The organism is Haloferax volcanii DS2 (genome assembly GCF_000025685.1).
Taxonomy (GTDB): Archaea; Halobacteriota; Halobacteria; order Halobacteriales; family Haloferacaceae; genus Haloferax; species Haloferax volcanii.
The window spans coordinates 273,892-288,513 of the sequence record NC_013966.1; the positions used below are offsets into that span (position 1 = coordinate 273,892).

Below are 14,622 nucleotides of genomic sequence, written 5' to 3' on the forward strand. Positions count from 1 at the left end.
GGCCGTCCTCGGAGCGACCGTCGAGTCGGCACACCGGCGAATCGCCGGTCACGGCTCGGAGAAGCGCCGAATCGAGACCCGTGTCACGGAAGGCGCGTGAGCGGTGCCGCCGCCGCGTCCGACCCGCGACCGCGGAAAATTCGGTGAGCACAACAATTATTACGTCGCTACCCATGGTTCTTCATAATTATATGAGCTACTCAGTCGTCGTTATCGGCGGTGGAGCCACCGGTACGGGGACCGCCCGCGACCTCGCGATGCGCGGCTTCGACGTGACGCTCGTGGAGCGGGGGAATCTCACAGAGGGGACGACCGGGCGCACCCACGGCCACCTCCACAGCGGGGCCCGCTACGCGGTGTCGGACAAAGAGAGCGCCGTCGACTGCATGCGGGAAAACCGGGTGCTCCACCGCATCGCGGGCCACTGTATCGAGGACACCGGCGGGCTGTTCGTCCAGTTGGAGGGCGACTCCGACGACTACTTCGAACGGAAGTTGGCCGGGTGTGCGGAGTGCGACATCCCGACCGAGGTCATCTCGGGCGAGGAGGCGAGACGGCGCGAACCCTACCTCACCGACGCGGTCGAGCGTGCCATATGGGTTCCCGACGGCGCGGTCGACCCGTTCCGCCTCTGCGTGGCGAACGCCGCGAGCGCCGTCGAACACGGCGCGCGCATCGAGACGCACGCGGAAGTCGTCGACCTTGTCGTCGAGGGCGGACGGGTGGCCGGCGTCGAAGTCAAGCGACAGGGGCCGAACCACCACAGCGAGGGCGCGGCGGGCGACACCGAGACGTTCGAGGCGGACTACGTTGTCAGTGCGACCGGCGCGTGGGCGGGACAGTTGGCGGCGATGGCCGGCGTCGACCTCGAAATGGCGATTTCGAAGGGCGCGATGGTCGTCACCAACGTCCGGCAGTTGGACACGGTCATCAACCGCTGTCTCCCGAAGGGCGAGGGCGATACCATCATCCCCCACGAGACGACGGTCCTGCTCGGCGCAAACGACGACCCGGTTGACGACCCAGACGACTACCCCGAAGAGCAGTGGGAAGTGGACATGATGATTGACATCGCCTCCGAGATGGTTCCGGTGGTCGCCGACGCCCGCATGATACGCGCCTACTGGGGCGTCAGACCGCTGTACGACCCGAACCCGAAGTCGACGACCGACCCCGGCGACGTGACGCGGAACTACTTCGTGCTCGACCACGCCGAGCGCGACGGAGTCGCGGGGTTCGCCTCCGTCGTCGGCGGCAAGCTCACCACCTACCGAGAGATGGCGGAGTCCGTCAGCGACCACGTCTGCGAGGTACTGGGCGTCGAGGAACCCTGCCGGACGGACGAGGTTCCGCTCCCCGGGAGCGCCGACCCCTCGGCGCTCGACGAGTACATGGACGAGTTCGACCTGCGCTCGCCCATCGCCCGCAGAAGCGGTCAGCGACTCGGCGACAGGGCTCCCGAGGTGCTCGACATCGACGAGCCGAACCCGACGCTCTGCGAGTGCGAGGCAGTCACCCGCGCCGAGGTCAGAGACGCCATCGACCAAGTCGGCGCGGACCTCAACGGGGTCCGCCTCCGAACCCGTGCGTCGATGGGGAACTGTCAGGGCGGCTTCTGTAGTCATCGGCTGGGAGCCGAACTCTATCCCGACCACGGAGCCGAGGTCGCCCGCGACGCCGTCGACGAACTGTATCAGGAGCGCTGGAAGGGTCAGCGTCACGCCCTCTGGGGCGAACAGCTCTCGCAGGCTATGCTCAACGCCATGCTTCACGCGACGACGATGAATCACGACGCGAATCACGTCGCCGGCGACGAGAACATCGAGTACCGCGCCTTCGACGGGGGACGGACCGCAGTTCCGGAGGGCAGCCATGGCGATTGAGAGCGACGTGCTCGTCGTCGGCGGCGGACTCGCCGGGATGGCAAGCGCGGTCGCGGCCGCCCGCGAGGGCGTGACGGTCAGATTGGTCTCCCACAAGAAGACGACGCTTCGACAGGCGTCGGGGCTGGTCGACGCCCTCGGCTACGTGCCGTCGCGGGACTCGGCGGCAGAGGGGGCGGATTACGTCACCCAAGGGCGCGCAGACTTCCGAGCGGTGCGGTCGAACCGGGACGCGTACCAGGGACCGCTCGTCAGACCGACCGACGGATTCGACGACCTCCCGGCGGACCACCCCTACTCGCTCGTCGGCGAGTCCGCCCTGCGGGACGGCCTCGCGCTGTTTGACGACCTCACTGGTGACGCGTATCACGGCGGCCACACGGACCGTAACGCGCTCCTGCCGACGTTCGGCGGCGCGGTGAAGCCGACCGCACGATACCCGCGCGCCGCGGCCGAAGGGCTGGCGAGCGACGACCGACCGATGCTCGTCGTCGGCTTCCGATCGTTCACGGACTTCGACGCCCGCATGCTCGCGGACTCGCTTGAGGCCGCGGGCGTCCCGTTTCCCGTCGCCGGCGTCGAAATCGAGTTCGCCGAGGAGTTCCGGGCGGACGCACCGGTGACGCGAATCGCGAAGGCGCTGGACCACGACGAGCGCCTCGACGGGACTCCGGTGAGGCGGGCGCTCGTGGACGCCGTGAAGCCGTACGTCGACCGCGCGGAGCGCGTGGGCTTTCCGGCCGTGCTCGGCGACGACCGCGCCGACGCGGTTCGGGCGGCGCTCTCGGAGCGACTCGGCGTCGACGTGTTCGAGATTCCGATGGGGCCGCCGAGCCTCCCCGGCCTCCGGCTGGAGGACCGTCTCTACGACGCGCTCGACGCCGAGGGCGTCCTGTACGAGACCGGGAACCCCGTCGTCGGCTACGAGACCGATGGCGAGTCGGGGCACGTCGATGCGGTGCTCGTTGACCGGAAAGGCCGAGAGGTGCCGTACGCGGCCGACTCGTTCGTCCTCGCGACTGGCGGCCTCGTCGGCAAGGGCCTCGACTCCGACCGGACGGCGGTCAGAGAGCCCGTGTTCGACTGCCGCGTCCCCCAACCGTCGGACCGCTACGACTGGTTCGTTGACGACGCGTTCGGGGCGCATCCCTACGCCCGCTTCGGCGTCGAACCGGACGCTAAGATGCGGCCGCTCGCCGCCGACGGAACACCGGAGTTCGAGAACCTCTTCGCCGCCGGCGCGGTGGTCGGCGGCGCGGACGCCGCCCGGGAGAAGTCCGCTGCGGGCGTCTCTCTCGCAACGGGTGTTGTCGCGGGACGCAACGCCGCGAAGGAACTCGGAGACTGACGGCGAGACGGCCGGCGACACGGACGACCGAACGACAACAGACACGACCCACACACGAGACTATGACAGCGAGCGACGACAGAGACCGAACGACCGAATCGAATCGGACGAACAGCCACGACCAGACGATTGAGAGAGACAGGACGACCAGCGGGGGAAAACAGCGACGAACCGACGGGGAACGACGAGTCACTGACGGCGGGGTTGCGGCCGCGTCAGCCTCCGAGAGTGCCGAGTACGATACCGGCTCGGAACTGACCGACGTGTTCGAGGAGGGCGACCTCGACCTCCGAGCGGGCGCGGACGACTGCTACAAATGCACTGCCTGCGACACGTCCTGCCCGGTCGCTGAGGTGGACGAGGAGTTTCCCGGACCGAAGTTCCAAGGGCCGGAGCAGTGGCGACTCAAGCGCAAAGATGACGCCGACATTGACGACTCCGTCATGTCGTGTTCGAACTGCATGCGCTGTGACTCGGCGTGCCCGTCGAGCGTCCCGCTCAGCCAGATGCACAACGAGGCCCGCGGCGAGTACGTGAGTGAACAGATGAGCACGCTCTCGCGGGAGTACGTCCGCAACCGCATCCTCGCCAACTACCGGACCTCGGCCGCGGTCGCGTCGGCGGTTCCGCGACTCGCGAACTTCGCCATGAACTTCGGCCCGGCGCGCTGGGCGATGGAGAAACTGCTGGGCGTCACCGCCGAACGCGACTTCCCCGAGTTCGCGTCGCAGACGTTCCGGGAGTGGTGGCGCGAACGCGGCGGGGCGCGGGTGGAGAACCCCGAAAAGCGGGTCGCCTACTTCCACGGCTGTTACGCCAACTACAACACGCCGGAGGTGGCGAAGGCGATGGTCCGCGTCTTCGAGCAGTTCGGTTACGAGGTCCTCGTCCCGCCGCAGGGGTGCTCGGGGACGCCGATGTTCGCGAACGGCATGCTCGACGACGCGCGACGACACGCCGAGACGAACGTCGAACACCTCGCGGCCGCGCTGGCGGACGGCGCGGACGTCATCGCCTCGTGTACCTCCTGTTCGCTGTCGCTCCGGCAGGAGTATCCCGAGCTGTTCGACATCGACGGTATCGAGGACGTCTCGGACAACACGTTCGAGGCGCTGGAGTACCTCCGCATCCACGAGAACCTGCGGGGCGCGCTGGCCGACGCCGAACTCGACGGGGAGTCGTTCGGCTACCACGGACCGTGCCACGCTCGCAATCAGGGGCTCCACCGGCAGGTCGTCGAACTGTTCCGCGACGTCGACGGCGTCGAAATAGAGGACGTGGGTGACTCCTGTTCCGGCATCTCGGGGACCTACGGCTGGAAGGAAGAGAAGTACGACAAGTCGATGAAAATCGGCGAGGAGATGTTCGACCACATGCGCCACGCCGAGGGCGACGCGGGCATCACCGAGTGTCCCACCTGCGCGATGCAGATGGAACACGGCACGGGCTACGAGATACGCCACCCGCTCGAACTGCTCGAAGACGCGCTCGTCGAGTGACGGCCGGGGGAGAACTCCGACGAAAAATGACCGGATTTATGTGTCCGCGTACGGGCATTACGCATGCATGGTGGAAGCAATCCCGCTAGACGTAGCAACGCAGTTGATCGAAGCGGCCGAGACCCGGGCCGACGAGATCGAGAACCCCATGGTCGTCACGGTCGCCAATAGCGAGGGGAACCTCATCGCGCAGCACCGGATGGACGGCGCGTGGCTCGCCTCCGTCAACATCTCACGTAACAAGGCCTACACGTCCGCCGCTCTCGACATGCCGACGCACGAACTCGCCGAGGCGTCCGAGCCGGGGAACTCGCTGTACGGGCTGGACACGCGAGACGACGGCCGGATGGTCGTCTTCGGCGGCGGCTACCCGCTCGAACGCGACGGCGAAGTCGTCGGCGCTATCGGCGTCTCCGGCGGCGCTGTCACGCAGGACCGCGACGTCGCCGAGGCCGGTGTCGAGCGCTGGACCAAACTCGTCGAAGCGGACGCGGTTCCGAGCGACGACTGAGCCGTTCCGAGGAAACGCGAGCGACTGACGACTGACCGCGGGAGCGACCGGACTCGGAGGTCGACGACGCCGGCGGCGAGACCGCGACCGGTCCGAGCCGTGACCGCGGTTCGAGAACGCTCACGCAGGCACCCACGGGGCGTCTGTCCCGCCTCGCTTTTCGCAACCGCCGCGGCGTCGGTCACCGCCCACATGTCGATATTTCGGTAGTTTTAGACCGGGTGCGCGCGTTGTGGACGTATGGCATCCGTGACCGTATGGAACGAGTACGTACAGGAGCGAACGGACGAGGAAGTCGCCGCGGTCTACCCCGACGGCATCCACGCGGTGCTCGCCGAGGCCCTCGAATCGCGGGGTCACGACGTGCGTGTCGCGACGTTCGACGAACCTGACCACGGCCTCACCGAGGCGGTGCTCGACGACACCGACGCGTTGATCTGGTGGGGTCACAAGGCCCACGAGGCGGTCGAAGACGCGGTCGTCGAGCGGGTCTGCGAACACGTCTACGACGGCATGGGGTTCGTCCCGTTGCACTCCGCGCACTTCTCGAAGGTGTTCAAGCGACTGATGGGCACGCCCTGTTCGCTCCGGTACCGCGAGTCCGGCGAGCGAGAGCGAGTGTGGGTGGTCGACCCCGGCCACCCCATCGCCGACGGTCTCGACGAGTCTTTTGTCGTCCCGGAGACGGAGATGTACGGCGAACCGTTCGCGGTCCCCGAGCCCGACCGTCTAGTGTTCGCCTCGTGGTTCGAGGGCGGCGAGGTGTTCCGCTCCGGCTGTTGCTACCGGCGCGGTAGCGGTCGGATATTCTACTTCCGCCCCGGCCACGAGACCTATCCGGTGTACGAGGTTCCCGTCGTGCGAGAGGTGCTCGACAACGCGGTCAGATGGGCGGCCGCGGGCGGTGACGAGGCGGTTCCGACGGCGAACCGCGCGGTCGACCCGGTCGAGTGAGCGGCGCGGCCGAGGGTGCTCGGGGCGTTGCGGGACGGGACGAGACAGGATGGAACGAGACGGAACGGGACGAACCGAATTCGGGAAGGGACGACCGCCGTCCGAGGTTTTTTCTCGCCGTGAACGGATAGCCGAGTATGGAGAAGCACTCGCGCGAAGCAGTCGCGGTAGAGGCCGCAGAGACCGGGGCGGAGTACGCCTTCGAACACTTCAGAACGGACTTCGATATCGAACAGAAGGGCGACAAGACCGACCTCGTGACCGAAATCGACCGCGAGACCCAGCGTCGGGTCATCTCGACGATTCGGGAGCGGTTCCCGGACGACGCCGTCGTCGGCGAGGAGGAAGACGAGCGAAAGACCGTGCCGGAATCGGGCTACGCGTGGGTCATCGACCCCATCGACGGGACGCAGAACTTCACCCGCGGGACGAACGCGTGGGTGACGAGCGTCGCCATCGTCGAGGACATGGAACCGCTGGCCGCGGTCAACGTCGCGCCGGCGACGGGCGACACGTACGTCACGACCGGCGGGGAAATCGAGCGCAACGGACGGCCGATAACCGTGAACGACGAACCCGACATCGAGGCGTTCATCGTCGCCTCGACGCTCCGGTTCGGACCTGAGGACCGCCCCGCGGTCGAGACGCTTGCCGGCGAGATATTCGGCCGGTTCGGAGAACTCCGCCGCATCGGAACCACGCAACTAACGCTCTCGCGGGTCGCTGACGGTTCGATAGATGCGGTCGTTGGCCTCGACGAGCACCCCAACGCGTGGGACACGGTCGCCGGCGTGCACCACGTTCGGCAGGCTGGCGGTGTCGTGACGGACATTCACGGAAACGAGTGGTTGCCTGGACGCCCCGGGCTGGTCGCGTCGAACGGTCGGGCCCACGAGGAGGTGCTCGAAACGGCGCAGGCGGCGTTCGAAGCGATTCACTAGCGGCGAAGCGGTCGTTTATGCGGGGAGCCGTTCGCGGTGCGCGGACTGGGAACGGTAGTCCATCGGTGCCCGTCGGTCGAGAGCGGTCGGGTCTGGTGCGTCGGTCGAGTCGTCGTCTCAGTCGAGTCTCGTGGTCTGCGGGCGAGTGTCAGTCACAGTGGCGGCACCCACGAGGTGTGCGGGAACACGCCGAGCGCTCCGAGGACCGCGACGAGGAACGTCCCGAAGACGATGGCCGCGGCCGGCGGGTCGAAGTGCGTGTCGCCGTGCGCGTAGAAGACGCGCTGGAAGAGTTCGCCGAACAGCGCGCAGACGATGCCCATGGCCGCGCCGACGAGGACCACCTCGGCGAGCGGCAGCGAGCTCACCGCCGCGCCCTCGGGGGCCATCGCGAAAACCGCCGTGCTCGCGGGGAGGGTGATGTGGTGGGTGACAGGGAAGTGCTCCAAGCCGATGCTCAGGAAGATGAGCGAGACGGCGCTGATGCCGAACCCGAGGTAGACGCTGCCCGTCGCGTACCCGAGGTACGCCCCGAGCACCCCGACGGCGAGTCCGAGCAGGGAGACGTTCAGCCACTTGTACTGCTGCGGCAGCCACGGCTCGACGAGGTACCGGGTCGCCGCCCCGGACTGCGGTTGTCCGCCGTCGGTGGTGGCCTGCGGCGCGTCGCGGAACCGTTCTTCGACGAACGGACGCATGTTGAGCCGTCCCTCCGCCGACTGACCGACGAGGTCGTAGCCGAACGCGACGCGGTGGAGCGCCGCCGAGAGGACGACGGCCATCGCGACGGGGTCCCACGGCGCGGCGAACGCAACCATGACCTGCGCCATCAGGTAGCCGGCGATACCGAACAGCCCGCCGACGAGGAGCACGTCCGGTTTCGTGCCGAACGCGTAGTTGATGTTCTTCGCGGGGTGGTAATCGAACTCCGCGTCCATGTACCCTCGCTTGGCGGCGTAGGCGGAGGCGGCGGCCCCCGCGGCGAAGCTGATGTGCGGGCCGAAGACGGGACCGAACGCGACCGACCCGGTGAGGCCGAGCGCGCTCAGTTGCGCCGGGTCGGCGTTCGTGGCCGCGGCGACGGCCTCGGTCGCGAGGTTGCCGGCCTCGCCCGCGATGACGAGGAAGCCGGTGAAGATGAAGGCGGGTTGACCGCCGATTGCGGCGCCGAACGCGCCGCCGGCGAAGGCGGCGACGAGCATACCGAAAGAGAGGAACGACAGGTCAATCATCGTATCCCCCTTTCACTGTGTCCTTGCCGACGACGGTCTTCTTGTTCGGTCTCGCGCCCGCGGACTGCGACATGTAGCGGAGGTCCTCCAACGCCTCGACGCGCTCGTCCCAGACCGCGAACGTCGCCTCGTAGGCATCGGTGTACACGTCGTACCAGCGGCTGTACTGCTGGACCTTCTTCGGCCGCGGTTCGAACGACTGCGCGACGGACGACGTGGTGGCCGCGGCGCTGGGGAGGTCGTCGTAGGCACCCGTGCCGACGCCGGCGAGGAGCGCGGCTCCCTTCGCGCCGAACTCGGTTCCCTCCGGGATGATGATGGTCGCGTTCAGGCAGTCGGCGAACATCTGACACCAGAAGTCCGAGTTCGCGCCGCCGCCGCTGAGATACACCTCGTCGGCGTTCTGTGGAAGGTGCGTGAAACAGTCACGCATGGCAAGCGAGATGCCCTCGTAGACCGCGCGGACGAGGTGTGCCTGCGTGTGTTCTTGGTTCAGCCCCATGAATTGCGCTCGCGCGTTGGGGTTGAGGAAGGGGGCACGCTCGCCTGCAGAACTGAGGAACGGGTGGTAGATGAGGCCGTCGGAGCCGACGGGAATCGACTCGACCTCCTCTTCGACGAGGTTGAAACTGCTCTTGTCCATAATCTCCTCGATGGCCCAATCGAGATTCGGCGTGCCGGTCATCGAGGACATGAACTTTGTCCAGAGTCCGCCTTCGACGCCGAGCGTCAGCAGGATACCCGTCTGCTCGTCGTCGTCGGGGGCCTCGTCGAGAACTGTCTGATTCACTGATGTCGTCCCGACGATAGAAGAGCCGTCGCCCGGGTTTGCGGCCCCGCTTCCGAAGGCTGACGCGGCGATATCGATGAAGCCGGAAACAACGGGCGTCCCCTCAGGGAGCCCCGTCTCGACCGCCGCGTTCCGGGTGAGGCCGCCGACGACGTCGGTGCCCGGGACGAGATCGGGGCGCATCTCGCCGACCTCCGGCATACCGACGACGTCCAGAACCTCGTCGGAGTACTCGGCGGACTCCGATTCGACGTATGGGAGCGACGCGTCGCTCGGGTCCGTGGTGAGTTCGTCGGTGAGCTTGTACTTCAGCCAGTCCTTGCAGTAGAAGACCGTGTCGGCCTCCTCGTAGCGCTCGGGTTCGTTCTCCTTGAGCCACCGGAGGATGACGAGGCTGCTCCCCGGGAACTGGGTGCCGCCGCAGATGTCGTAGACCTGTTCGGAGACCCCTGACTGCTGCCACGCCTGCACGACGGAACTCGTACGGCCGTCGGACCAGAGAATCGCGGGGCGGACCGGGTCACCGTCCTCGTCGACGAGCCAACAGCCGTCGCCCTGCCCGGTGACGCCGAGCGCGAGGACCTCGTCGTCGTCGTCCAACTGGTCTTCGACCTCGCTGAGCGTCTGTGCGGTCTTCTTCCACGTCGTCACCATGGACTGTTCTGCCCAGCCGGATTCGGGCCGGTCGACCGCGTTTTCGACACTGCTCTTGTGTAGCTCCTCACCGTTGAGCGAGAAGGCGACCGATTTAATCACTGTCGTACCGGCGTCTACGCCGATAATGACTTGCGCCATAATAGACCATTATCATTATCATTCTAATATAGGTTTGGATTGCTGTAGAATTGTGGGCGGGCGGACGCCGCGTTTAGTCTTCTCACGGTCGTACTCGGTGTCGGCACAGCATTCACTATTTCCGAATCGACCGTGGGGGCCGCCGAAACACCTCAACGTAGGGGCTCTCGGCGACGAACCCGGACACGGCGGTTCGGAACCACCGGGCGAAAACCAGCGGTTCGAGAGCAACGCGCTTCAGTATGAAGAAACACGCACCAGCTCAGCGGAACCGATGGTGTGCGATCGAATTACAGAGCTATTCGCGTAATCTTTGTCCGACATCGGGCTCCCGCTCCGACTCGCTCGCACTCGGTAGTATCGCACGCTGGACCATCGCTGTTAGTGCTGTTCGGGGGTGGTTGGAGTAGTCGGCCAGTTCAGGTCCGCGCGTTTGAACCCGAGATAGCCCATGACTAATGGGATGACCGCCGAGAGGTAGAGATGGCTGGACCACCAACTTGACGTTCTCTCCGGTTATGGGGGTGCTCGCGTCGGGCATCGTCGGGACAGGTGGGCGGGCTTCAATCGATACCTCACTGCCACGGCTAGCGCATTGAAGGAATTATCTCGTTCGACGACGGAGGTGAGGTATGCAGATGTTCGACGAACCGACGAACTCACCCACAAGCGAGGATAGGAGATTCGGCAACGGAGACCGGAACGAGGTGGTGCTGGCGTGAGCGAAGAACCGCTCCCCTTCGAACACCTCTCATCGCTCGCCATGCTCGTCGACGAGGTGCTCGCAGGCGTCGGATACAAGATGGCAGTTGCCACCGAACTCATCGACGACGCGGTCCCCGGATACAACAGCCTCCTCGACCCCGCAACCACCCCGGCGGAGTTCCGTCAGGCACTCGAAGATCTCCTGTCCTCAGATCGCAGCCGTCTATCCGTCCCGGAGCCGACCGACCGCTCGTTCGTCCTGTACGTTGGTGGCTCGTCTCGATCGCCCCGTCGGATCTCGGGCGGGGAACAACACCGCGGAGTACGTCGCTCTCCAACTTGGCCTCTTCAAACTATAGCTCGCTACGAGCCACAGAACGTAGCGGTTTGAATCGAGTCGATGACCGTCATCCGCGATGTCTGGGATAGTAACGACTCGGCAGAGCCCGGCGTCGAGACGTACGGCAAGGCCACCGCCACGGCGCTGGCTCGTGTTCCGAACCACTGGTACGAGCATCTGGCTGACAGCGACCCGAACCTGCCGACGCGCTGGCGACGGTCGGGTCCGATATCGCAAATCTCGGAGCCTGATAAGGGCCGGAAGAGAGACACGCCCCGACGACCCGAGAGCTTTCACAGACTCGAAGCGAACGATTGGTATCCCCTCGGCCGCATCGTATCCACAACACATGGACCCACTACTCACAATCGACGGCGAGTTACTCACCGGAATCATCGTCGACCGACCGAATCGGTTCGTCGTCCGTGTTCGGTTCGAGGACGCCCCTGAGCGCGTCTTTCTCGGAGACCCCGGTGCCCTCGAAGGCACGGTCGAGCCGGGAAACGAGATTCTCTGTTCGCCGGTTGACGACCCGGAGCGTGCGACGGACTACGACGCCATCACCGTCCGCGTCGACGGCGTGTACGTGAGCGTCCGCCCGGCGTTTGCGAACGACCTCTTCGAGCGCGTGCTCGCCCGCGATACAATCCCCGCGTTCGCCGGGTACAGTTGCCTGAAACGCGAGCCTGTACTACCGGAGCACGGCCGGACAGATTTTCTCGTCGAGACGCCGGCCGACGAGACCGCCTTCGTCGAAATCAAATCTTGCACGCACGTCGAGGACGGCGTCGCCATGTTTCCCGACCGCCAAACCGAGCGCGGTCGGCGCCACCTCCGGAGCCTCGAAGCGCTCTCTGAAGACGGCCACGAGACACACGTCGTGTTCGTCGTGCAGCGACCTGATGTCGAACGTTTCCGCCCCTACCGAGCTGTCGACCCGGAGTTCGTCGACTTACTCGCCCGTGTACAGGAGATCGGGGTGGGCGTACACGCGATTACGACCTCGTTCGACCCGCCTCACTACTCACTTCGGAACGACAACCTGCCAGTCGACATGGGATGACGAGCGGTACGCTCGGTGCTCGAACAGTGTTCATTTTGTACCTATATCCTGAGTTCTGTATTACAGAAGGCCCTTGTTTGGGTGTATTTTTGTCACTGGTCGCGTGAAATGAATATCTGAGTCTTGCTGAACTCCCCCTCTATATTCACCTATGGAAATTCTGCTGGCTCAACTAACCACCGCTGGCGATAAAGTTGTTCGCACGATCTAGCTTCTCTAGTCCCTCAACGACGAGAAACCACTAGACAACGTGGTGATTGAGACCTCCACAACCGGTAGGCGGTCGGAACGAGTCTTGCTAGAGCTGTCGCTTACGCTGGCCTCATCCGGCCACTGAGGAACGCCGGTCCGGCGTTCCTCAGATTCCCTTCTTCAGGCGCTCACCCCCGGTGGATCGTAGACTTCCTCTCGGACGAGCATGTAGTACATCGAGACGAGCAGTTTTCGTGCCGTCGCGACGATCGCTTTTTTCGAGTTCATTCGACGATTCAACCGGTGGAAGAACGTGCTTAGATACGCGTCTTTACACGTGTACACGGCTGAGTACGCACTCTGAACCAAGATCCAGCGAACTCGTCCTGAGCCGCGTTTCGAGATACCACCCTCGATCCGCGAGTCACCGGACTCGCGGATCGTCGGGTTCAGTCCCATGTAACTCACGACCTCTTTGTGGCCGTCGAACCGATCGATCTCACCCAGTTCAGCGTAGACCAGCAACGCGGAGTAGTAACTGACACCGGGGATGGTCATCAGCAGCTGGGTCTCCTTCAGAGACCCAGCGCGCTCCTCAATCGCCGCTTCCAACTGAGTCATCTGCTCGGTTAGCGTCTCGACCACGTCGAGATACGAGTCCAAGAGACTGTCCCACGGAGACGGGAGCGAGAGTTCCCGGAGGAACTCTCGTCCCTCGACACTCAGCGGTTTTACCGTCTGAGTGATGCCGTTATCGGCGAGCAAGCCGTGGATTTTGTTGGCGAACTTGGTCCGATCTTCGACCAAGGTCTGTCGCCCGCGCACGAGTGCGCGGGCTTCCCGAATCTCGTCGGTAGGAACGTAACTCTGCGGAACAGAGTTCAGCCGGAGCAGCCGCGCGAGTTCTTTCGCGTCGACGCGGTCGGTTTTCTTGTCTGACCGAGCGATGAGCGTCAGTTTGCCTGGATGAGCGACGGTTACGTCCAAGTACTCCGCGAGAGTATCGTAGACGTGGTAGTAATTGCTGGTCGCCTCGATTACTGCACGAGAGCCAGCGTATCGCTGAGCGAGGTCGTCGAGGTTCGCGTTTTTGACGCGAACCTCTTCGACAATCTCGCCCTCGAGGTCCATTACTGCCACCTGTGCGTATCGTTTGTGTAGGTCGATTCCGAGGTACATGGTTCGTTCCTCCGGGATAGGACGGCGGTGCGTGAATCAGAAATTCACCTATGCGGGCTTTCCCGGATGCCGCCAGGAGCGGCATCCGGGCTGTGACGCCCATAACTCGGCTTCTTTCGCACTCGGACCAGTCAGCACCACGTGCTCTAGCGCACGGAATACAGCTCGGTCTCTTGCGTCCCATAATTGATTCACGCTCCGATGGGATAGCAGAATTTCCATCAAGTCAGCACGCTACATATGTCCGGCCCAGAGGATTTCAACAGAGCCAGAACCACTGCTCAAGACTCGCGCCACTTGTGGCCGCACTCGACACATGTGAACAGCCGAACCTCGTAGGAACCTCCCGGTTTGGGCATCATCTGGTACTGGGCCCGGTCACTGTCGCAGTCCTCAGCCGGACAGGACTCCTGCATAGTCTCGGAGGTGTCTTGGGTTGCGTCGGCCACGGTGGGTGTGCCGTTGTTTTGCTGTCCATCTTGAATCGACATTGCTGCTTCCGCTTGCGAGTCCCGTGACTCTTTGTGCTCACAAGAGCGACACACCCATGTCTCACCTTCCGTGTGCATTATCGACCCGCATTCGTCACAGAATTGCATATTGGAGAGAATACAGGGGGTGACGGATATATGTTTTAATTTCCGCTTCGTCGTGGCTCTCAGGCAGCTGTTTGTGGTGGCTGTTTCGGCCGAGTCTCGATGCCCGCCCATTGAGGAGTTCGTCGTCGCGTTATGGATAGTTTCACTCTTGAGAGCAGCAACGATATCCGAGCGATCGAATTGCCCCGGAGTTGGAACGTCGATGGCGAGCGGAACCCGGTGCGCTCTACCAGTGGTTTGGTGAGTGAAATCACACTTATCTCGGATCCCTTATCTTGTGTGTATTGTTCAATCTTTAATTTTCTAACCACCGTCTATGAATACTCGAAACTTGGCAAGTCATGCTGATGAGGGAGCCCCGTGAGCTGTAAGTAGTCGCGGGTTGTATTTATATGCAGATGTGTGTAGAAAAATAGGTTTATATCCGACTTTGAGGGGCAACTTAGAACAGGAAGCACTGGATGTGAGGATGGCTATGTACCGAACCGTCTACCAGACAGTCGATCTAGCAGCGACCCTGAGATAGTTATCTCTGCATATATCTATAATATTCACAATACTTGTTGTGGAAGTGTCCATCTTGAGTATAGT

General features: G+C 64.0%; 11 protein-coding genes and 1 pseudogene. 8 read left to right on the forward strand and 4 right to left on the reverse strand.

What is annotated here, in order from left to right; translation table 11 throughout:
• Positions 1-191 precede the first annotated feature (191 nt).
• The 6 genes from glpA (at position 192) to HVO_RS03060 (ending at position 7,136) form a co-directional block, all read left to right on the forward strand.
• Complete coding sequence (glpA, locus tag HVO_RS03035) at positions 192-1,883, forward strand: anaerobic glycerol-3-phosphate dehydrogenase subunit GlpA (protein WP_013035148.1); 1,692 nt, start codon at positions 192-194, stop codon at positions 1,881-1,883.
• Positions 1,873-3,231 carry a glycerol-3-phosphate dehydrogenase subunit GlpB gene (gene glpB / locus HVO_RS03040; RefSeq protein ID WP_004043185.1) on the forward strand — a complete coding sequence of 453 codons (1,359 nt, stop codon included), beginning with the start codon at positions 1,873-1,875 and terminating at the stop codon, positions 3,229-3,231. Before glpA ends, glpB begins: the two co-directional genes overlap by 11 nt.
• Positions 3,232-3,293: 62 nt before the next feature.
• Complete coding sequence (locus HVO_RS03045; RefSeq protein ID WP_004043186.1) at positions 3,294-4,730, forward strand: anaerobic glycerol-3-phosphate dehydrogenase subunit C; 1,437 nt, start codon at positions 3,294-3,296, stop codon at positions 4,728-4,730.
• A gap of 67 nt (positions 4,731-4,797) precedes the next feature.
• Positions 4,798-5,241 carry a GlcG/HbpS family heme-binding protein gene (locus HVO_RS03050; RefSeq protein ID WP_013035085.1) on the forward strand — a complete coding sequence of 148 codons (444 nt, stop codon included), beginning with the start codon at positions 4,798-4,800 and terminating at the stop codon, positions 5,239-5,241.
• Between the two features lie 240 nt (positions 5,242-5,481).
• On the forward strand, positions 5,482-6,195 hold the full coding sequence (locus tag HVO_RS03055) for a ThuA domain-containing protein (protein ID WP_004043188.1): 714 nt from the start codon (positions 5,482-5,484) through the stop codon (positions 6,193-6,195).
• Positions 6,196-6,332: 137 nt separating this feature from the next.
• Entirely contained in the window at positions 6,333-7,136 is an 804-nt protein-coding gene (locus tag HVO_RS03060) for an inositol monophosphatase family protein (protein ID WP_004043189.1), read from the forward strand.
• A gap of 152 nt (positions 7,137-7,288) precedes the next feature.
• Here the strand turns inward: HVO_RS03060 and HVO_RS03065 are convergent, their stop codons facing one another.
• Both HVO_RS03065 and HVO_RS03070 read right to left on the reverse strand, forming a co-directional pair.
• Positions 7,289-8,368 (reverse strand): hypothetical protein, encoded by a 1,080-nt coding sequence (locus tag HVO_RS03065; protein ID WP_004043190.1) that lies wholly within the window; start codon positions 8,366-8,368, stop codon positions 7,289-7,291.
• A complete protein-coding gene (locus tag HVO_RS03070; protein WP_004043191.1) occupies positions 8,361-9,953 on the reverse strand; it encodes an FGGY-family carbohydrate kinase in 1,593 nt (530 codons plus the stop codon). The genes HVO_RS03065 and HVO_RS03070 overlap by 8 nt, the downstream gene beginning before the upstream one ends.
• A gap of 718 nt (positions 9,954-10,671) precedes the next feature.
• On the opposite strand from HVO_RS03070, the pseudogene HVO_RS19880 reads away from it, so the two are divergent.
• Both HVO_RS19880 and sfsA read left to right on the forward strand, forming a co-directional pair.
• Positions 10,672-11,249 (forward strand): annotated as a pseudogene (locus HVO_RS19880) (ribonuclease H).
• 98 nt (positions 11,250-11,347) lie between these two features.
• Positions 11,348-12,061, forward strand: coding sequence for a DNA/RNA nuclease SfsA (gene sfsA / locus HVO_RS03075; RefSeq protein WP_004043193.1), 714 nt, complete (start codon positions 11,348-11,350; stop codon positions 12,059-12,061).
• A gap of 372 nt (positions 12,062-12,433) precedes the next feature.
• Here the strand turns inward: sfsA and HVO_RS03080 are convergent, their stop codons facing one another.
• The gene (locus HVO_RS03080) at positions 12,434-13,432 is read right to left on the reverse strand and encodes an IS110-like element ISHvo9 family transposase (RefSeq protein ID WP_013035031.1); all 999 of its coding nucleotides are present in this window, start codon (positions 13,430-13,432) and stop codon (positions 12,434-12,436) included.
• A 281-nt stretch (positions 13,433-13,713) separates the two neighbouring features.
• Positions 13,714-14,031 (reverse strand): RPA12/RPB9/RPC11 RNA polymerase family protein, encoded by a 318-nt coding sequence (locus HVO_RS03085; protein WP_013035094.1) that lies wholly within the window; start codon positions 14,029-14,031, stop codon positions 13,714-13,716.
• Positions 14,032-14,622 lie beyond the last annotated feature (591 nt).

Coding starts and splice junctions, on each gene's coding strand:
- HVO_RS03045 (WP_004043186.1), top strand. CDS start 3,294: ATGACAGCGAGCGACGACAGAGACCGAACGACCGAATCGAATCGGACG.
- glpA (WP_013035148.1), top strand. CDS start 192: ATGAGCTACTCAGTCGTCGTTATCGGCGGTGGAGCCACCGGTACGGGG.
- HVO_RS03085 (WP_013035094.1), bottom strand. CDS start 14,031: ATGCAATTCTGTGACGAATGCGGGTCGATAATGCACACGGAAGGTGAG.
- HVO_RS03080 (WP_013035031.1), bottom strand. CDS start 13,432: ATGTACCTCGGAATCGACCTACACAAACGATACGCACAGGTGGCAGTA.
- HVO_RS03050 (WP_013035085.1), top strand. CDS start 4,798: ATGGTGGAAGCAATCCCGCTAGACGTAGCAACGCAGTTGATCGAAGCG.
- sfsA (WP_004043193.1), top strand. CDS start 11,348: ATGGACCCACTACTCACAATCGACGGCGAGTTACTCACCGGAATCATC.
- HVO_RS03060 (WP_004043189.1), top strand. CDS start 6,333: ATGGAGAAGCACTCGCGCGAAGCAGTCGCGGTAGAGGCCGCAGAGACC.
- HVO_RS03055 (WP_004043188.1), top strand. CDS start 5,482: ATGGCATCCGTGACCGTATGGAACGAGTACGTACAGGAGCGAACGGAC.
- HVO_RS03065 (WP_004043190.1), bottom strand. CDS start 8,368: ATGATTGACCTGTCGTTCCTCTCTTTCGGTATGCTCGTCGCCGCCTTC.
- HVO_RS03070 (WP_004043191.1), bottom strand. CDS start 9,953: ATGGCGCAAGTCATTATCGGCGTAGACGCCGGTACGACAGTGATTAAA.
- glpB (WP_004043185.1), top strand. CDS start 1,873: ATGGCGATTGAGAGCGACGTGCTCGTCGTCGGCGGCGGACTCGCCGGG.